The sequence below is a fragment of the Kitasatospora sp. NPDC004614 genome, from assembly GCF_042873675.1.
GTDB lineage: Bacteria > Actinomycetota > Actinomycetes > Streptomycetales > Streptomycetaceae > Kitasatospora.
This window is the reverse complement of sequence record NZ_JBIALR010000021.1, coordinates 38,295-57,055: the sequence shown is the minus strand read 5'-3', so window position 1 is coordinate 57,055 and position 18,761 is coordinate 38,295. Positions and strand designations below refer to the sequence as shown.

Annotated in this window: 17 protein-coding genes; 11 read left to right on the top strand and 6 right to left on the bottom strand. The window is 71.3% G+C overall.

Annotated features, from left to right (window positions below; genetic code table 11):
• Positions 1–94 precede the first annotated feature (94 nt).
• The 4 genes from hutU to hutI all read left to right on the top strand — a co-directional run bounded on the left by hutU (position 95) and on the right by hutI (position 5,592).
• Complete coding sequence (gene hutU / locus ACFYST_RS30980; protein ID WP_387644854.1) at positions 95–1,762, top strand: urocanate hydratase; 1,668 nt, start codon at positions 95–97, stop codon at positions 1,760–1,762.
• A gap of 17 nt (positions 1,763–1,779) precedes the next feature.
• Positions 1,780–2,967 (top strand): allantoate amidohydrolase, encoded by a 1,188-nt coding sequence (locus tag ACFYST_RS30975; RefSeq protein ID WP_387867209.1) that lies wholly within the window; start codon positions 1,780–1,782, stop codon positions 2,965–2,967.
• A complete protein-coding gene (locus ACFYST_RS30970) occupies positions 2,952–4,304 on the top strand; it encodes a formimidoylglutamate deiminase (protein WP_387867122.1) in 1,353 nt (450 codons plus the stop codon). Before ACFYST_RS30975 ends, ACFYST_RS30970 begins: the two co-directional genes overlap by 16 nt.
• A gap of 121 nt (positions 4,305–4,425) precedes the next feature.
• Positions 4,426–5,592 (top strand): imidazolonepropionase, encoded by a 1,167-nt coding sequence (gene hutI, locus ACFYST_RS30965; protein ID WP_387867119.1) that lies wholly within the window; start codon positions 4,426–4,428, stop codon positions 5,590–5,592.
• 46 nt (positions 5,593–5,638) lie between these two features.
• Here the strand turns inward: hutI and ACFYST_RS30960 are convergent, their stop codons facing one another.
• Positions 5,639–6,010, bottom strand: a complete 372-nt coding sequence (locus tag ACFYST_RS30960; protein WP_387644862.1) for a hypothetical protein — start codon at positions 6,008–6,010, stop codon at positions 5,639–5,641.
• A gap of 99 nt (positions 6,011–6,109) precedes the next feature.
• Complete coding sequence (locus ACFYST_RS30955) at positions 6,110–7,618, bottom strand: peptide MFS transporter (protein ID WP_387867117.1); 1,509 nt, start codon at positions 7,616–7,618, stop codon at positions 6,110–6,112.
• Between the two features lie 317 nt (positions 7,619–7,935).
• Between ACFYST_RS30955 and ACFYST_RS30950 the strand changes: the two genes are divergently transcribed.
• Both ACFYST_RS30950 and ACFYST_RS30945 read left to right on the top strand, forming a co-directional pair.
• The gene (locus ACFYST_RS30950) at positions 7,936–8,610 is read left to right on the top strand and encodes a response regulator transcription factor (RefSeq protein ID WP_014136090.1); all 675 of its coding nucleotides are present in this window, start codon (positions 7,936–7,938) and stop codon (positions 8,608–8,610) included.
• 13 nt (positions 8,611–8,623) lie between these two features.
• Positions 8,624–9,862, top strand: a complete 1,239-nt coding sequence (locus ACFYST_RS30945) for an ATP-binding protein (protein ID WP_387644867.1) — start codon at positions 8,624–8,626, stop codon at positions 9,860–9,862.
• A gap of 7 nt (positions 9,863–9,869) precedes the next feature.
• On the opposite strand, the gene ACFYST_RS30940 is transcribed toward ACFYST_RS30945, so the two are convergent.
• Positions 9,870–10,397, bottom strand: a complete 528-nt coding sequence (locus tag ACFYST_RS30940) for a GtrA family protein (protein ID WP_387644870.1) — start codon at positions 10,395–10,397, stop codon at positions 9,870–9,872.
• A gap of 162 nt (positions 10,398–10,559) precedes the next feature.
• Here ACFYST_RS30940 and ACFYST_RS30935 point away from each other — a divergent pair, with 162 nt between their 5' ends.
• Positions 10,560–11,717 carry a 5-(carboxyamino)imidazole ribonucleotide synthase gene (locus ACFYST_RS30935; RefSeq protein WP_387867114.1) on the top strand — a complete coding sequence of 386 codons (1,158 nt, stop codon included), beginning with the start codon at positions 10,560–10,562 and terminating at the stop codon, positions 11,715–11,717.
• Between the two features lie 28 nt (positions 11,718–11,745).
• On the opposite strand, the gene ACFYST_RS30930 is transcribed toward ACFYST_RS30935, so the two are convergent.
• A complete protein-coding gene (locus tag ACFYST_RS30930) occupies positions 11,746–12,999 on the bottom strand; it encodes an RNA-guided endonuclease InsQ/TnpB family protein (RefSeq protein ID WP_387867112.1) in 1,254 nt (417 codons plus the stop codon).
• 58 nt (positions 13,000–13,057) lie between these two features.
• Here ACFYST_RS30930 and purE point away from each other — a divergent pair, with 58 nt between their 5' ends.
• The 3 genes from purE to ACFYST_RS30915 are packed head-to-tail and all read left to right on the top strand — an operon-like array spanning position 13,058 to position 15,666.
• Entirely contained in the window at positions 13,058–13,585 is a 528-nt protein-coding gene (purE, locus tag ACFYST_RS30925) for a 5-(carboxyamino)imidazole ribonucleotide mutase (protein WP_387644877.1), read from the top strand.
• A gap of 12 nt (positions 13,586–13,597) precedes the next feature.
• Positions 13,598–14,791: a dipeptidase gene (locus tag ACFYST_RS30920; protein WP_387867110.1), complete on the top strand. Its 1,194-nt coding sequence runs from the start codon at positions 13,598–13,600 to the stop codon at positions 14,789–14,791.
• A gap of 47 nt (positions 14,792–14,838) precedes the next feature.
• Positions 14,839–15,666 (top strand): MerR family transcriptional regulator, encoded by an 828-nt coding sequence (locus ACFYST_RS30915; RefSeq protein ID WP_387867108.1) that lies wholly within the window; start codon positions 14,839–14,841, stop codon positions 15,664–15,666.
• 7 nt (positions 15,667–15,673) lie between these two features.
• On the opposite strand, the gene ACFYST_RS30910 is transcribed toward ACFYST_RS30915, so the two are convergent.
• A complete protein-coding gene (locus ACFYST_RS30910) occupies positions 15,674–16,081 on the bottom strand; it encodes a CoA-binding protein (RefSeq protein WP_387867107.1) in 408 nt (135 codons plus the stop codon).
• A gap of 28 nt (positions 16,082–16,109) precedes the next feature.
• Positions 16,110–17,453: a UDP-glucose dehydrogenase family protein gene (locus tag ACFYST_RS30905; RefSeq protein ID WP_387867105.1), complete on the bottom strand. Its 1,344-nt coding sequence runs from the start codon at positions 17,451–17,453 to the stop codon at positions 16,110–16,112.
• Between the two features lie 141 nt (positions 17,454–17,594).
• Between ACFYST_RS30905 and ACFYST_RS30900 the strand changes: the two genes are divergently transcribed.
• Positions 17,595–18,737 carry an LCP family protein gene (locus ACFYST_RS30900; RefSeq protein WP_387867103.1) on the top strand — a complete coding sequence of 381 codons (1,143 nt, stop codon included), beginning with the start codon at positions 17,595–17,597 and terminating at the stop codon, positions 18,735–18,737.
• Positions 18,738–18,761 lie beyond the last annotated feature (24 nt).

Below are 18,761 nucleotides of genomic sequence, written 5' to 3'. Positions count from 1 at the left end.
ACGCGGGCGCTCGAAACTCTGGTCAGCCCGATGCTGTTTGGATATATTCACTCTGCTTGATTGTGAATGAATCCATCCGCAAGGAGGCTGGTCCATGGCAGAGCAGGCGAGCGGCCCGCGCGAGGTTCGCGCGGCGCGGGGCACCGGGCTGAGCACGCAGGGCTGGCAGCAGGAAGCCGCCCTGCGGATGCTGATGAACAACCTCGACCCGGAGGTCGCCGAGCACCCGTCCAAGCTGGTGGTCTACGGCGGCACCGGAAAGGCCGCCCGCGACTGGCGTTCCTTCGACGCCATGGTGAAGACCCTGCAGGGCCTCAAGCAGGACGAGACCATGCTGGTCCAGTCCGGTCGGCCGGTCGGCGTCATGCAGACCCACGAGTGGGCGCCCCGGGTGCTGATCGCCAACTCCAACCTGGTCGGCGACTGGGCGAACTGGGAGGAGTTCCGCCGCCTGGAGTCGCTCGGCCTCACCATGTACGGCCAGATGACCGCCGGTTCGTGGATCTACATCGGCACCCAGGGCATCCTCCAGGGCACCTACGAGACCTTCGCGGCCGTCGCCAACAAGCGCTTCGGCGGGACGCTGGAAGGCACGATCACCCTCACCGCCGGCCTCGGCGGCATGGGCGGCGCCCAGCCGCTCGCCGTCACCATGAACGGCGGCGTGGCGATCTGCATCGACTGTGACCCGTCCCGGATCTCCCGCCGGATCGAGCACCGCTACCTCGACGTCGAGGCATCGAGCCTCGACCACGCGCTGCAGCTCGCCACCGAGGCCCGCGACAAGCGGCAGCCGCTCTCCATCGGCCTGCTCGGCAACGCCGCCGACCTGCTGCCGCAGCTGCTCGCGATGGACGCCCCGATCGACATCGTCACCGACCAGACCAGCGCCCACGACCCGCTGGCCTACCTGCCGACCGGCGTCGCCTTCGAGGACATGGCGACCTACGCGGCCGAGAAGCCCGCCGAGTTCACCCAGCGCGCCCGCGAGTCGATGGCCCGGCACGTGGAGGCCATGGTCGGCTTCCAGGACCGCGGCGCGGAGGTCTTCGACTACGGCAACTCGATCCGCGGCGAAGCCCAGCTCGCCGGTTACGACCGGGCGTTCGCGTTCCCCGGCTTCGTCCCCGCGTACATCCGGCCGCTGTTCTGCGAGGGCAAGGGCCCGTTCCGCTGGGCCGCGCTGTCCGGCGACCCGAAGGACATCCACAAGACCGACAAGGCCGTCCTCGACCTGTTCCCGGAGAACGAGTCGCTGCACCGCTGGATCAAGATGGCCCAGGAGAAGGTGCACTTCCAGGGCCTGCCCGCGCGGATCTGCTGGCTCGGCTACGGCGAACGCGACAAGGCCGGCGAGCGGTTCAACGACATGGTGGCGTCCGGCGAGCTGTCCGCCCCGATCGTGATCGGCCGCGACCACCTCGACTGCGGCTCCGTCGCCTCCCCCTACCGGGAGACCGAGGCGATGCTCGACGGCTCCGACGCGATCGCCGACTGGCCGCTGCTCAACGCCATGGTCAACGTCGCCTCCGGCGCGTCCTGGGTGTCCATCCACCACGGCGGCGGCGTCGGCATCGGCCGCTCCATCCACGCCGGTCAGGTCACCGTCGCCGACGGCACCGCGCTGGCCGGCGAGAAGATCCGCCGCGTCCTCACCAACGACCCCGGCATGGGCGTCATCCGGCACGTGGACGCCGGCTACGACCGGGCCTCGGAAGTTGCTCAGGAGCGGGGCGTTCGCGTCCCGATGGCCGAGCTGTGACCGAGGGCTTCGACGCGATGTGGGCGGAGCTGCTCCCCGTGGGCCGCTCCGCCTCCTCCGGCGGCTACCGCCGGTACGCCTGGAACTCCGCCGACGCCGAATGCCGGTCCTGGTTCGAGGAGCAGGCCCGCGCCCGCGGCCTGCACTACGAGATGGACCGCAACGGCAACCAGTGGGCCTGGCTCGGCGACCCGACCGCCGGGAACGCCGTCGTCACCGGCTCGCACCTGGACTCCGTCCCCGACGGCGGCGCCTACGACGGCCCGCTCGGCGTGATCTCCTCGTTCGCCGCACTCGACGAACTCCGCTCGCGCGGCACCGAGTTGACCCGCCCGCTGGCGATCACCAACTTCGGCGACGAGGAGGGCGCCCGGTTCGGCGTCGCCTGCGTGGGCAGCCGGCTCGCCACCGGCGTCCTCGACCGGGACGCCGCCTACCGGCTGCGCGACGCCGACGGAGTGTGGCTGGCCGACGCGATGCTCAAGGCCGGCCACGACCCGGCGCAGATCGGCCCCGACCCCGAACTGCTCGGCCGGATCGGCGCGTTCGTCGAACTCCACATCGAACAGGGCCGGTGGCTGACGGACGAACAGCCGGTCGGCGTGGCCAGCGCGATCTGGCCGCACGGCCGTTGGCGGTTCGACTTCCACGGCGAGGCCAACCACGCCGGCACCACCCGGCTCGCCGACCGCCGTGACCCGATGCTCACCTACGCCACCACCGTCCTCGGCGCCCGCAAGAAGGCCCGCCTCGCCGGGGCGCTCGCCACCTTCGGCAAGGTCGCCGTCGAACCCAACGGCACCAACGCCATCGCCTCACTCGTCCGCGGCTGGCTCGACTCGCGGGCGGCCGACGAGGCGACGCTCGGTGAACTCGTCGACGCCATCGAGAAGTTGGCGGTCGAACGCGGCGACCGCGACGGCGTCCGGGTCACCCTCACCCGCGAATCCTTCACCCCCGTCGTCGACTTCGACGGCCCGCTCCGCGACCACCTGGCCGGGCTGCTGCACGCCCCCGTGCTGCCCACCGGAGCGGGACACGACGCCGGAATCCTGGCGTCCACCGTCCCGACCGCCATGCTGTTCGTACGGAACCCCACCGGTGTCTCGCACTCCCCGGCCGAACACGCCGAGCAGGCCGACTGCCACGCGGGCGTCGCCGCCCTCGCCGACGTACTGGAGGACCTCGCATGCCGCCCGTCGTGACGTACTGGGCCGAACACGCCTGGCTGCCGCACGCCGACGGCCACGCGGTCCGACGCGACGTACTGATCGCCGTCGGCCCCGGCGGGCGGATCGCCAAGGTCACCCCCGAGAGCGGGCCCTGCCCCGCCGGGGCGGTCCGGCTGGCCGGACTCGCCCTGCCCGGGCAGGCGAACGCGCACTCGCACGCCTTCCACCGGGCACTGCGGTCCAGCGTGCAGGTCGGATCGGGGACGTTCTGGACCTGGCGCGACACCATGTACCGGGTCGCCTCCGCGCTCGACCCCGACACCTACCTGGCGCTCGCCACCGCCACCTACGCCGAGATGGCGCTGGCCGGCATCACCGCCGTCGGCGAGTTCCACTACCTGCACCACGCGCCCGGCGGCGTCCGGTACGACAACCCGAACGCGATGGGCGAGGCGCTGATCGAGGCCGCGCAACGGGCCGGCATCCGGATCACCCTGCTCGACACCTGCTACCTGTCCTCCGGCTTCGGCGCCGAACCCACCGAGACCCAACTCCGGTTCTCCGACGGTGACGCCGAATCCTGGGCTTCCCGGGTCTCGTCGCTGACCGGCGCGGAACACGCCCGGATCGGCGCCGCGGTGCACTCCGTGCGGGCCGTCCCCGCCGAACAGCTCGGCACCGTCGCGCACTTCTCCGCGATGCGAAAGGCCCCGCTGCACGTCCACCTCTCCGAACAGACCGCCGAGAACGACGCCTGCCTCGCCGCGCACGGCGTCACCCCCACCCGGCTGCTCGCCGACCACGGCGTCCTCGGACCGCGCACCTCGGCCGTCCACGCGACGCACCTGACCGACGAGGACATCCGCCTCCTCTCCGACAGCACCACCACCATCTGCATGTGCCCCACCACCGAACGGGACCTCGCCGACGGCATCGGCCCCGCCAAGCGGCTGGCCGCCGCAGGCTGCCCGATCAGCCTCGGCTCCGACAGCCACGCCGTCATCGACCCGTTCGAAGAGGCCCGCGCGCTGGAACTCGACGAACGGCTGCGCACCCGGACCCGTGGTCACTGGACGGCGAACGCGCTGCTCCGGGCCGGCACGGCGGACGGGCACGCCTCGCTGGGCTGGTCCGAGGCCGGGCGGCTGGAGGCGGGCGCACTGGCCGACTTCTGCGTGGTCGCGCTGGACAGTGTGCGGACGGCGGGCGCGCCCCCGGAACTGGGTGCGGAGATCGCGGTGTTCGCGGCGAGTGCGGCGGACGTGCGGCACCTGGTGGTGGGCGGGCGGCACATCGTCAAGGACGGGGTGCACCAGCTTGTGCCGGACGTTGCCGGGCAGCTGGCCGACGCTGTGGGCGCACTGCGGTAGCGAAACTCCCTGAGGCGCGACCTCACCGACGTTCACCTTCCGCCTCGCGCAGTTCCCCGCGCCCCTGACGGGGCGCGGGGGTTGAGTGGGGCCGGAACACCACTTGAGGACAACGACCTTCATGAGTCTGCTGATCAACAACATCGGTTCACTGGTGACCAACGACCCGGAGCTCGGGGACGGGCCGCTCGGGCTGCTGGCCGACGCCGCCGTGGTCATTGAGGGCGATCGGGTGGTGTGGGTGGGGCGGAGCGGCGATGCCCCCGCCGCGGACGAGAGCTTCGACGCCGCCGGGCGGGCGTTGCTGCCCGGGTTCGTGGACAGTCACTCGCATCTGGTGTTCGCCGGGGACCGCACCGCGGAGTTCAACGCGCGGATGTCGGGCCGTCCGTACTCGGCCGGGGGGATCCGGACCACGGTGGCGGCGACCAGGGCCGCGTCCGACGCCGAGCTGAACGCGAACCTGACCCGCTACCTGTCGGAGATGTTGCGGCAGGGCACCACGACGGTGGAGGTGAAGTCGGGGTACGGGCTGAGCACCGTCGACGAGGCGCGGTCGCTCCGGATCGCGGCGGGGCACACGCAGGAGACGACGTACCTCGGGGCGCACGTGGTGGGCCCCGAGTTCGCGGAGGACCCGGCGGGGTACGTCGAGCTGGTGACGGGGGAGATGCTGGAGGCGTGCGCCCCGTTCGCGCGGTGGGTGGACGTGTTCTGCGAGCGCGGGGCGTTCGACGGCGACCAGGCGCGGGCGGTGCTGACGGCGGGGATGGCGAAGGGGCTGCGGCCGCGGATCCACGCCAACCAGCTGAGCTTCGGTCCGGGCGTGCAGCTCGCGGTGGAGCTGGGCGCGGCGTCCGCCGACCACTGCACGCACCTGACCGACCAGGACGTGGCGGCGCTGGCCGACGGTGACACGGTGGCCACCCTGCTGCCGGGCGCGGAGTTCTCCACCCGGGCGCCCTACCCGGACGCCCGGCGGCTGCTGGACGCCGGGGCGCGGGTCGCGCTGTCCACGGACTGCAACCCGGGTTCCAGCTTCACCAGCTCGATGCCGTTCTGCCTGGCCGTCGCGGTGCGCGAGATGGGCATGACCCCCGACGAGGCGGTGCACGCCGCCACCGCGGGCGGGGCGCTGGCGCTGCGCCGCACCGACGTGGGCCGGGTCTCCCCGGGTGCCCGGGCGGACCTGCTGCTGCTGGACGCGCCGTCGCACGTGCACCTGGCGTACCGTCCGGGCGTCCCGTTGACCGCCGCCGTCTGGCAGGGCGGGGTCCGGAAGGTCTAGTGCCGCCTTCAAGGGCGGTGGCCGACGCGAGGCGGGTCGCCGGGTGTCAGCGGCGGGGACGCTTCTTCGCCGCCGGCTCGTCCAGGTCCAGGGTGGTGAGTGCCGTGGACGCGGGGATCCCGGTGCCGGCCGAGGCCGCCAGCCGCGTCCTGACCTCGCGAGGGGTACGGGGCCGCCAGCCGGGGCCGTCGCAGCAGGACGAGTGGAAGGTGACTCCGGCGTTCAGCAGCGCGGTGAGCGCGCGCCAGCCGGCGGTGTCGCGGCGGGCCGGCACGGCGAGGTCGTGGCCTGCGTCGATCAGCTCGCCCCGGCACCGCGGGCAGTGGTGCACTCGCCGCGGCTCCGACCTCTTCTTGCAGGAGGCCCGGCAGGCCAGGCAGACGAAGTGCCGGCTCGAACTGATTCGACGGAAGCACATCTGCGCATCGTAGGGTTCCGCCGCCGGGGGCGGAACACCGAATCGCCCCCCAGCTCCGAAGGGCTGGGGGGCGATCCGACCGGGATCGGCCGGACAGGCCTAGCGAACGTCGCCCATCAGCTTGCCGACCCGGCCGCGGGCGGCGAACAGGCCGACGCCGGCGGCGATGGCCAGCAGGCCCTGGACGGCGAAGTACCAGGTGGAGCCGACCACGCTGTCGCCCAGCGCCAGCTGGGCCAGGGCGGCCACGCAGTCGCCGGCGGTGACCGCGAGGAACCAGATGCCCATCATCTGGCTGGCGTACTTGGCGGGCGCCAGCTTGGTGGTGACGGACAGGCCGACGGGGGAGAGGGTGAGCTCGCCGGTGGTCTGGATCAGGTAGACCATCGCCAGCCACAGCGGGGTGACCTTGGCGCCGCCGTCGGCCGCCGCCATCGCCAGCATCATCACCAGGAACGACACGCCGATCATCAGCAGGCCGAAGGCAAACTTGGAGGTGGTGGAGGGGTTGCGGTTGCGGCGGGCGGCGGCGTTCCACAGCCAGGCGAACACCGGGGCGAGCGCCATGATGTACAGCGGGTTCAGCGACTGGAACCAGCTGGACGGGAACGAGAAGCCGAACAGGCTGCCGGCGGTGTTGCGGTCGGCGAACACGCTGAGCGTCGAACCGGACTGGTCGTAGATCATCCAGAACACCGCGGCGGCGGCGAAGAACCACAGGTAGCCGCTCATCCGCGAGCGCTCCTCGCCGGTCAGGTCGGGGTCGCGGCGGATCCGGCTGAAGACCAGGACGGGGACGGCGATGCCGGCCAGCGAGAGCGGCCAGATCGCCCAGTCGACGCTGAAGTTGCCGGTGCCGACGACCACGCCGTAGAACACCGCGGCGGCGGCCAGCCACAGGCCGGCCTTGCGCAGCACGTTGCGGCGCTCGTCGGGGGTGATCGGGGCGCTGACCACGCTGGAGCGCGGGCTGAGGTGGCGGGTGCCCAGCAGGTACTGGATCAGGCCGAGGGCCATGCCGACGCCGGCCATCGCGAAGCCCAGGTGCCAGTCGACCTTCTGGCCGACGGTGCCGATGGCCAGCGGCGCGAGGAAGGCACCGAGGTTGATGCCCATGTAGAAGATCGTGAAGCCGCCGTCCCGGCGCGGGTCGTTGGGCCCGTCGTAGAGGTGGCCGACCATGGTCGAGATGTTGGCCTTCAGCAGGCCGGAGCCGACCGCGATGAAGACCAGGCCGGCGAAGAACGACGCCGAGGCGGGCACGGCGAGCAGGAAGTGGCCGACCATGATGATCGCGCCGCCGAGGGCGACGGTGCGCCTGGCGCCGAGCAGCCGGTCGGCGATCCAGCCGCCGGGCAGCGCGAGCAGGTAGACCATCGCGTTGTACACGGAGTAGACCGCGGTGGCGGTGGCGACCTGCATCTCCAGGCCGCCGTCGGCCGCCTTGGCGGACATGTAGACCACCAGCAGAGCGCGCATGCCGTAGAAGCTGAAGCGCTCCCACGTCTCCGTCATGAAGAGGGTGGCGAGGCCGCGGGGGTGGCCGAGGAAGGTCCGTCCGTTACCGGGGGAGGTCCCTACCTCTGACTCCAGGGTGCTCGAAGCCATGCTGTTTCCTTGCCTGTCTTGCTCGGGTTCTCCACCACTGTAAGTCGCGAGTTCGGTTGACTGCGGAGCGTGAATGGTATTCAGAAGGTAAAGCGGAGTGTCATTGCACTGCGCCTTTCGATGCTCAGGCAGGAGAATTGCCTGCGATGACAAGGCTCGTGCGAAGAATGTCCATGTAAGCGCAGTTGTTGCGGAAGATGCCCGCAAACGCAAATCGATCACGCCCTGTGACAGTGTTCACAGCGGTCAAGTAGGGCGCGTCACAACCCCCGAAGACCCCCTGATCAGGCGTGCCCGAGCGGTCTACCATCGCCCCTATGACCTGTGTGCTGCTGGCCGAGGACGACCCGGCAATCTCCGAACCGCTGGCCCGCGCCCTGCGCCGCGAGGGCTACGAGGTGCTCGTCCGCGAGGACGGACCGGCCGCCCTGGGCGCCGGCCTCAGCGAGGACGTCGACCTGATCGTGCTGGACCTCGGGCTTCCCGAGATGGACGGCCTGGAGGTGTGCCGGCGGCTGCGTGCCGACGGCAAGAGCTTCCCGGTCCTGGTGCTCACCGCCCGCGCGGACGAGGTGGACACCGTCGTCGGCCTGGACGCCGGCGCCGACGACTACGTCACCAAGCCGTTCCGGCTGGCCGAGCTGCTCGCCCGGGTCCGCGCCCTGCTCCGGCGCGGCAACGTCGACCAGCTCACCACCGGCGCGCACGGCGTGAAGATCGACATCGAGTCGCACCGCGCCTGGCTCGGCGAGGAGGAACTCACCCTCTCCGCCAAGGAGTTCGAGCTGCTGCGGGTGCTGGTGCGGGACGCCGGACGAGTGGTCACCCGCGAGGAGATCATGCGCCAGGTCTGGGACACCACCTGGTGGACCTCCACCAAGACCCTGGACATGCACATCTCCTGGCTGCGCAAGAAGCTCGGCGACGACGCCGCCAACCCGCGCTACATCGCCACCGTGCGCGGCGTCGGCTTCCGTTTCGAGAAGAACTGAAGGTCCACCCGGCGTGAAGCGCAGGATGATCAACTCACTGCTGGGCGTCGTCCTGGTGGTGGTCGCGGTGTTCTGCGTGCCGCTGGCCCTGATCGAGAAGCAGTCCATCACCAACGCCGCCAACGACCGGGTGGACGCGGTGTCGGTCCGGGTGCTCGGTCTGGTGGAGAGCCGGCTCGTCGCCAACGAGCCGGTCACCGGTGAGAAGTTCGCCGCCGTGGTGACCGAGAACTTCTACGTCACCGTGGACATCCCCGGACAGCCGCAGATTGTCCTCGGCCGCCCGGTCGAGGGGCCGGCGCTGACCGCCACCGAGTCCGGGGCCAGCGGTGAGACCGTCACCGTCGCACAGTCCCGCGCCGCGCTCGACCACGAGATCGGCAACATGCTGCTGCTGCTCGGCGTGGTCGCGCTGCTGGCCGTGCAGGCCGCCGTGGCGCTCGCCGTCTGGCAGGCCAAGCGGCTGGCCCGCCCGCTCACCGACCTCGCCGAGACCGCCGAACGGCTCGGCTCCGGCGACCCCCGGCCGCAGGGCCGCCGCTACGGCGTGCCCGAACTCGACCGGATCGCCGAGGTGTTGGACACCAGCGCGGAACGCATCGCGCGGATGCTCACCGCCGAACGCCGGCTCGCCGCCGACGCCTCCCACCAGCTGCGCACCCCGCTCACCGCGCTCTCCATGCGGCTGGAGGAGATCACCGCGCTCGCCGAGGACCCGGACACCGTCCGCGAGGAGGCCACCATCGGCCTCCAGCAGGTCGAACGGCTCACCGACGTGGTGCAGCGGCTGCTCACCAACCAGCGCGACCCCAACAGCCCCACCGCGGTGAGCTTCTGCCTGGACGAGGTCATCAAGCAGCAGGTCGAGGAGTGGGCCCCGACGCTGCGCGACAGCGGACGCCGGCTGGTCGTCGAGGGCCTGCGCGACGTCGAGGTGATCGGCACCCCCGGCACCGTCTCCCAGGTGCTGGCCACCCTGATCGAGAACTCGCTGATGCACGGCGCCGGCACCATCACCCTGCGGGCCCGCCGCTCCGGCAGCTCGGTGGTCGCCGAGGTGCAGGACGAGGGGCCGGGCGTCCCCCGGGAACTCGGCAACCGGGTCTTCGAACGGGCCGTCAGCGGCCGCAACTCCACCGGGATCGGACTGGCCGTCGCCCGCGACCTCGCGGAAGCCGACGGCGGCCGCCTCGAACTGCTGTCGCTGCGGCCGCCGGTGTTCGCACTGTTCCTCGCCTACGCGGGCGAGTGAGGACGCGTCAGTTGGCCAGCGTGGAACGGCTGCCCTCGGCGGCCAGCAGCAGCTCGGCCTCCTGCACCACCTCGGGGTCCTCCAGCTCCGGCATCGCCTTGAACACCCAGGTGCGGTAGGAGATGAACCGGAACACGGTGCCCGCCGCCAGGCCGAGCACGTTCTTCGCGATCACCTGGCTGAAGTGCGACTGGAAGCCGAGCACGTGCACCGAGAATGCCAGGATGCCGTTCTCGATCAGCAGGCCGATGCCGCTGAACAGCAGGAACAGCGTGATCTCCCGCTTGCGGGAGGCGGCGTCGCGGTCTTTGTAGAGCCAGAAGCGGTAGCCCAGATAGTTGGTGCCGATCGCCACCGCGCCGGAGATCACACCGGCCGCCGAGTAGATCAGGCCGCTGGCCTGGAGACAGGCGGTGAAGACCACCAGGTTCACCAGGAAACCGACGCCGCCGATCACGGCGAAGCCGACCGCTTCCAGCGACAGACCGCGCAGTCGCTGGGACAACGAAGGACGCGATTCTGTGGTGCTCGTCATCCGGGCGGCTCCGTGTGCTTCACATGATCGGATAAGTGGTGTCGTGCAATCCGGCCCACCAGGCTACCCGCCCCTTCTGAGTGCTCCGTACCACGCCCGGTGCGTACGCCCCACCCGCACGCCGGTGTTGGGGCTTTGACCGGCCCGGATATCCTGGAGCGCGTGACTGTAGCGGGCAATGCGAACTTTCCAGTGGTCGGAGTCATCGGCGGCGGGCAGCTCGCCCGCATGATGCACCAGGCGGGTATACCGCTGGGCATCCGCTTCAAACTCCTCGCCGACACCCCCCAGGAGTCGGCCGCGCAGGTGGTCGGCACCACCGTGCTCGGCGACTACCGCGACCTCGACGTGCTGCGGGCCTTCGCCGCCGACTGCGACGTCATCACCTTCGACCACGAGCACGTGCCCACCGAGCACCTGCGCGCCCTGCAGGCCGAGGGCGTCGCCGTCCGCCCCGGGCCGGACGCGCTGGTCAACGCCCAGGACAAGGGCGTCATGCGGGCCAAGCTCGACTCCATCGGCGTCCCCTGCCCCCGGCATCGGATCGTCGCCGACCCGGCCGACGTCACCGCGTTCGCCGCGGAGGGCGTGGGCTACCCCGTCGTCCTGAAGACCGTGCGCGGCGGCTACGACGGCAAGGGCGTCTGGGTCGTCAAGGGCGAGGCCGAGGCCGCGGCCCCGTTCCTGGCCGGCGTGCCCGTGCTCGCCGAGGAGAAGGTCGACTTCGTCCGCGAACTCGCCGCCAACGTGGTGCGCTCGCCCAGCGGCCAGGCCGTCGCCTACCCGGTGGTCGAGTCGGTGCAGGAGAACGGCATCTGCGCCGAAGTCACCGCCCCCGCCCCCGACCTGGACCCGGCGCTCTCCGACGAGGCCCAGCAGCTCGCCCTCCGGATCGCCGGCGAACTCGACATCACCGGCCACCTCGCGGTCGAACTCTTCCAGACCCGCGACGGCCGCATCCTGGTCAACGAACTCGCCATGCGCCCGCACAACTCCGGCCACTGGACCCAGGACGGCGCCGTCACCTCCCAGTTCGAGAACCACCTCCGGGCCGTCCTCGACCTCCCCCTCGGCGACCCCCGCCCCCGCGCCAAGTGGACCGTCATGGTCAACGTCCTCGGCGGCGACTACCCCGACATGTACCACGCCTTCCTGCACTGCATGGCCCGCGACCCCGGCCTCAAGATCCACATGTACGGAAAGGACGTGAAGCCCGGCCGCAAGGTCGGCCACGTCAACGTCTTCGGGGACGACCTCGAAGACGTCCGCGAGCGCGCCCGCCACGCGGCCGCCTACCTGCGAGGAACGATCACCGATTGACCTTCCCCTCCTCCTCGGAGGGGGTCCCTCAGCCTCGCGACCGAGCCGCCGCGCGTGAGCGCGGCGGTGGGACGACTTCCTGCTTCATCGACGACTGCCCGCCCGGAGTGCTCCGTTGAGGTCTTACGCCGTCTCCACAGGCTGCTGCCGCCAGCCCGGCGGCCAGGATGTTGCGTGCCGCGTTGATGTCCCGGTCGTGGACCGCGCCGCAGCCGCACTCCCAGTCGCGGACGGTCAGGGGCATGGTGTCGCGGACGGTTCCGCACGCGCCGCACAGCTTGGAGCTGGGGAACCACCGGTCGACGGTGATCAGCTCACGGCCGTACCAGACACACTTGTACGTCAATATGGCCCGCAACTCGCTCCAGGAACAGTCCGCGACAGCGCGGGACAGCTTCCGGTTCCTGAGCAGACTGCGAACCGTCAGGTCCTCGATCACGACCGCTTGGTTCTCGCGGACGAGCCGAGTGGTGAGCTTGTGCAGGTGGTCCCGGCGCCGGTCGGCGATTCGCGCGTGGACGCGGGCGACCTCGCGCCGGGCCTTCTCCCAGTTCGCCGATCCCTGAGCTTTGCGCGCGAGGGCTCGCTGGGCCCTGGCCAGGCGTTCCCGGTCGGCACGCTCGTGCTTCGGGTTGGGGATCTTCTCGCCGGTGGAGAGCGTCACCAGGGAAGTGATGCCGACATCGAGCCCCACAGCCGAGTCCAGCACGGGCAGTGGCCGGATGCCCGGGTCGTCGCACAGCATCGACACGAACCACCGTCCCGCCGCGTCCCGCGAGACGGTCACCGTGGACGGGGTGGCGCCCCCGGGCAGTGGCCGCGACCAGACGATGTCGAGCGGTTCGGCCATCTTTGCCAGCGTCAGCAGTCCGTCCCGGTAGCGGAATGCGGAGCGGGTGTACTCGGCGCTGTCACGGGATCGCTTCTTCGATTTGAATCGGGGGTGTTTCGCCCGCCTCTGCCAGAAGTTGGTGAACGCTGTCTGCAAGTGCCGCAGGGCCTGCTGCAGGGGCACGGAGGAGACCTCGGCGAGGAACGACAGCTCCTCGGTCCGTTTCCACGCCGTCAGCATCGCCGACGTCGCGCCGTAGCCCACCCGCTCGCCGCGTGCCGCCCAGGCCTCGGAACGGGCCGCCAGCGCCCGGTTGTAGACGAGGCGCACGCATCCGAACGTGCGCAACAGCTCGGCCGCCTGCGCATCGGTCGGGCGGAAGCGGAACCTGAAGGCCCGCTTGACGTGAACGGCACTCACAGCCCACACGCTAGAACCTGCCACTGACACTGCGTCGGATGGCGACTTTGCTCCCGGCCGAAACCGGGGCATCAATGAAAGGATTGCTATGACTCAGGCCCCCCTTGTCGGCATCGTGATGGGCTCCGACTCCGACTGGCCCGTGATGGAGGCCGCCGCGCAGGCGCTCGACGAGTTCGAGGTGCCGTACGAGGTGGACGTGGTGTCCGCGCACCGGATGCCGCGCGAGATGGTCGCGTACGGGGAGCAGGCGCACGGGCGCGGGCTGAAGGCGATCATCGCCGGGGCCGGCGGCGCGGCGCACCTGCCGGGGATGCTGGCGTCGGTGACGCCGCTGCCGGTGATCGGGGTGCCGGTGCCGCTGCGGTACCTGGACGGGATGGACAGCCTGCTGTCGATCGTGCAGATGCCGGCCGGCGTGCCGGTGGCGACGGTCTCGGTGGCGGGGGCGCGCAACGCGGGCCTGCTCGCGGTGCGGATGCTGGCCGCGTTCGACGCCGAACTGGCGGAGAAGATGGTCGAGTTCCAGGCCGAGCTGAACAGCCAGGCGACCGAGAAGGGGCGCAAGCTTCGGGCCAAGGTCGCGGGGAACGAGTCCTTCGGCTTCGGCAAGTAGTAGAACGGGGGGATGACTCCCGAACTGATCGACCGTGCAAGGGCCGTCCTCCGCACCACCCCCGTGGTGGACGGCCACAACGACCTGCCGTGGGCGATGCGCGCCCAGGTCGGCTACGACCTCGACGCCATCGACCTGACGGCCGATCAGAGCCACCGGCTGCACACCGACTTCGGCCGCCTGCGGGCGGGCGGGGTCGGTGCCCAGTTCTGGTCGGTGTTCGTGCCCGCCGAGCTGTCCGGCGACAGCGCGGTCAGCGCGACGCTGGAGCAGATCGACTTCGTCCGGACGATGACCGAGCGGTACCCCGAGCACCTGCGGCTCGCGCTGACCGCCGACGACCTGGAGAGCGCCCGCGAGGCGGGCCTGATCGCCTCGCTGATGGGCGCCGAGGGCGGACACTCCGTCAACTCCTCGCTGGCCACCCTGCGGGCGCTGTACGAGCTCGGTGTGCGGTACCTGACGCTCACCCACAACTCCAACGTGCCGTGGGCGGACTCCGCCACCGACGAGCCGGTGCACGGCGGCCTCACCAAGTTCGGCGAGGAGGTCGTCCGGGAGATGAACCGGCTCGGCATGCTGGTCGACCTCTCGCACGTCTCCGCCGACACCATGCGCGACGCGCTGCGGGTCTCCGAGGCCCCGGTGGTCTTCTCGCACTCCTCCTCCCGCGCGGTCTGCGACCACCCGCGCAACATCCCCGACGACGTGCTCGCCGCGCTGCCCGGCAACGGCGGCGTCGCGATGGCCACCTTCGTGCCGATGTTCGTGCTGGCCGACGCCATCGAGTGGACGTACGCCGCCGACGCCAACATGACCGCGAACGGGTTCAGCCCGTTCGACAACTCCCCGGAGGCGATGGCCGTGCAGCAGGCCTTCGCGGCCGAGCGCCCGCGCCCGATCGCCACCGCCGCCGACGTGGCCGACCACCTCGACCACATGCGCGAGGTGGCGGGCATCGACCACATCGGCATCGGCGGCGACTTCGACGGCACCCCGTTCCTGCCGTCCGGCCTGGACGACGTGGCCGGCTACCCGGTACTGATCGCCGAACTCCTGCGCCGCAGCTGGTCCGAGGCCGACCTCGCCAAGCTCACCTGGCACAACGCCGTCCGGACGCTGCGCGAGGCCGAGACGGTGGCCCGCCGCCTGCGGTCCGAGCGCGGGCCGTCGATCGCCACCCGGGAGCAGCTGGACGGCGCATGAACGACCGGCTTGACCCTGCCCCTGGGGCAGGCCCGACGCTGACCGGCGTGGAGGAAGAACGGCTGCTCAGCACGGGTGAGTTCGCCCGCCGGGGCCTGCTGTCGCCGAAGGCGCTGCGGCTGTACGACCGGCAGGGCCTGCTCCCGCCGGACGTGGTCGACCCGGTCACCGGCTACCGGTACTACCGGGCCGGCCGGCTGCGCACCGCGCGGCTGATCGTCCGGCTGCGCGGCCTGGACATGCCGCTCGCCACGGTCGCCGAGGTGCTCGCCCTGCCGAGCGCCGAGGCGGCCGGGCGGGTCGCCGCGTACTGGGCGGCCGTCGAACGGCGCACCGCTTCGCAGCGGGCGCTGGCCGAACACCTCCGCATCCAACTCAGCGGACTGGAAGGAATCGACGAGATGTACCGGATCGAACAGCGCGAGGTGCCGGACCAGCTGGTGCTCACCGAGCAGCGCCGGGCCAGGCCGGAGGAGCTGGACGAGTTCATCGGCGGCGCCACCAGCAGGCTGACGAAGACGGCCGAGGGGCTCGGCGGCACGGTCGCCGCTCCGTTCGTGATCTACCACGGGGAGGTCAACGAGGACGCCGACGGCCCGGTCGAGGTCTGCGTGCCGATCGACCCGGCCCGGGCCGGCGAGGTCACCGTCCCGCACCGGGTCGAGCCCGCGCACCGTGAGGCGTACACCCGGATCACCAAGGCACAGGTGGACTTCCCGCAGATCCTCACCGCCTACGACGCGGTGTGCGGGTGGATCGAGTCGGCGGACACCGAGCGGACCGGGCCGGGCCGGGAGGTCTACTTCGCCGACTTCATGGCCGCCGGCCCGGACGAGCCGGTCTGCGACATCGCCTTCCCCGTCCGGGCGGTCTGACCCGGCGTCACAGCCGGGGCAGTTCGATCGCCGGGCAGCGGTTCATCACCATGTCCAGCCCGGCGGCCCGGGTACGGCCGTAGGCGGCCTCGTCGACCACCCCGAGCTGGAACCAGACGGCCTTGGCGCCCTTCGCCACCGCCTGGTCGGCGACCTCGCCGGCCAGCTCGGAGTTGACGAACACGTCCACCACGTCGACCGGGAACGGGATCTCGGCGAGCGAGGCGTAGCCCTGCTCGCCGAGCACCGTCTCGGCCTTCGGGTGCACCGGCACGACCCGCTTGCCGGCCCGCCGCAGCACCTGCGCCACCCCGTACGCGGCGCGCGCGGTGTTGGTGGACAGGCCGACCACGGCCCAGGTGTCGCCGCTGGAGGTGAGGATCTTCCGGACGGTGGCGTCGTCTCCGTAGCTCATGCCGGTGAGAACCCGCCGCCCCGCGCGGTCATTCCGCGAACGGCCGGCCCATCGCCCGGTACGTCCAGCCGGCGGCCCGCCAGGCGTCGCCGTCCAGCACGTTGCGGCCGTCCAGCAGACGGCGCTCCGCGACCAGGGCGCCGACCTCGGCCGGGTCCAGCTCGCGGAACTCCTGCCACTCGGTGAGGTGCAGCACCACGTGCGCACCCTGGACGGCCTCCAGCGCGGACGCCGCGTACGACAGGCTGGGGAACATCTTGCGGGCGTTGTCCATGGCCTTCGGGTCGTAGACCGTCACCTGGGCGCCCTGGAGCTGGATCTGGCCGGCCACGTTCAGGGCCGGCGAGTCCCGGATGTCGTCCGAGTTCGGCTTGAACGCCGCGCCCAGCACCGCCACCCGGCGGCCCAGGAAGCCGCCGCCGCACTGCTCGCGGGCCAGCTCCACCATCCGGGAGCGGCGCCGCATGTTGATCGAGTCGACCTCGCGCAGGAAGGTCAGCGCCTGGTCGGCGCCCAGCTCCCCGGCCCGGGCCATGAACGCCCGGATGTCCTTGGGCAGGCAGCCGCCGCCGAAGCCCAGCCCGGCGTTCAGGAACTTGCCGCCGATCCGCGCGTCGTAGGAGAGCGCCTTGGACAGCTGCACCACGTCGGCGCCGGCGCTCTCGCAGACCTCGGCCATCGCGTTTATGAACGAGATCTTGGTGGCCAGGAAGGAGTTCGCGGCGGCCTTCACCAGCTCCGCGGTCGCGAAGTCGGTCACCACGAACGGCACGCCGTCCGCGATCGGGCCCGCGTACACCTCGCGCAGCAGCTGCTCGGCGCGCTCGCTGCGCACGCCCACCACCAGGCGGTCCGGGTGCAGGGTGTCGCCGACGGCGTAGCCCTCGCGCAGGAACTCCGGGTTCCAGGCCAGCTCGACCTGCTCGCCGGCCGGGGCCAGCGCGGCCAGCCGCTCCGCCAGCCGGTTCGCCGAGCCCACCGGCACGGTGGACTTGCCGACCACCAGGACCGGCCGGTCCAGGTGCGGGGCGAGCGAGTCGACCGCGGCGTCCACGTAGCTCATGTCGGCCGCGAACTCGCCCTTGCGCTGCGGCGTGTTGACGCAGATGAAGTGCACGTCGCCGAAGGCCGCGACCTCTTCCCAGGAGTCGGTGAACCGCAGCCGCCCGGTCGAGCCCTCGTGGCCCTCCACGTGCTTCAGCAGCAGTTCCGACAGCCCGGGCTCGAACATCGGCACCCGGCCCGCGGCCAGCGACGCCAGCTTCTCCCGGTCGATGTCCAGCCCGAGGACCTCGAAACCGAGCTCGGCCATGCACGCGGCATGCGTGGCGCCCAGGTAGCCGGTACCGATCACCGTGATGCGCGGAGCCACGGGCGTTCCCTTCCGTTCGGGCCGTTCCAGGCAGTGCGACGGCCGCACGCACAGATGGTATCGGTACCGCTACCACCTGCGGGATCCGCCGATTTCACGGTTTCCCCCCGAAAGTCTGTACGGAAGGTTCACAATGCGCGCATGACTGCCGAGGAGCGGCCCGACGGGGCCGACGAGGACCAGGGGTTACTCAGCATCTTCGACCGCGACGACGAGCAGGACCCTTCGAGTGAGGAGAACGAGGGCGGGAAGGCGCCGCGCCGCCGCCGGGGCCGCCGGCTGCTGCTGTGGACCCTCGTCGTGCTGCTGGTGCTGTTCGGCACCGGCTTCGGCGCCCTGGTGTGGACCGCCGACCACTACGCGTCCTCGGTGGCCCGGATCCCGAACGCCTTCCCGACCGGCACCGCCGCGCAGCCCACCGCCGTCCCGCACACCGGCCAGACCTTCCTGCTGGTCGGCCTGGACGCCCGCTCCGACCAGCCCACCACCGGCAAGGACGCCAAGGCCCCCGCCTGGCAGCTGGGCGCCCAGCGCAGCGACACCATGATGCTGATGCACATCTCCGCCGACCGGAAGTCCGTCTCCGTGGTGTCCATCCCGCGCGACACCTGGGTGCCCGTCCCCGGCCACGGCAAGGCGAAGATCAACGCCGCGTACTCCTGGGGCGGCCCCGCGCTGATGGTGCAGACCGTCCAGGACCTCACCCACATCCGGATCGACCACATCGCGGTGATCGACTGGAACGGCTTCCAGGCCCTCACCGACGCCGTCGGCGGCGTCGACATCACCATCCCGCGCACCATCGAGGCCAAGGGCGACGCCCGCGAATGGCTGGCCGGTACCCACCACATGGACGGCGCCGAGGCCCTGCTCTACGTCCGCGAACGCCACGGCCTGCCGAACGGCGACCTCGACCGCACCAAGCGCCAGCAGAACTTCCTGCGTTCGCTGATGCTCCGCACCATGAACTCCGGCACCCTCTCCAGCCCCGGCAAACTCACCGGCCTGCTCGGCACCGTCGGCGACGTGGTCTCCGTCGACGACCGGCTCAGCAACAGCGACCTCTATGACCTCGCCTGGAGCCTGCGCGCGGTCCGCCCCGACGGCGTCCACTTCATGAACGCCCCCTTCGGCGGCTTCGACTCCATCGACGGCCAGTCCGTCGTCCTGATGGACGACGGCGCCGCCGGCCTGCTCTGGGACGCGATGCGCGGCGACCGGATGGACGAGTACCTCACCGAGCACCGCACCAGCGGCGACACCCTCGGCGACAAGGTCGACTGACGTCGGCGTGCGCGCCTACGATGG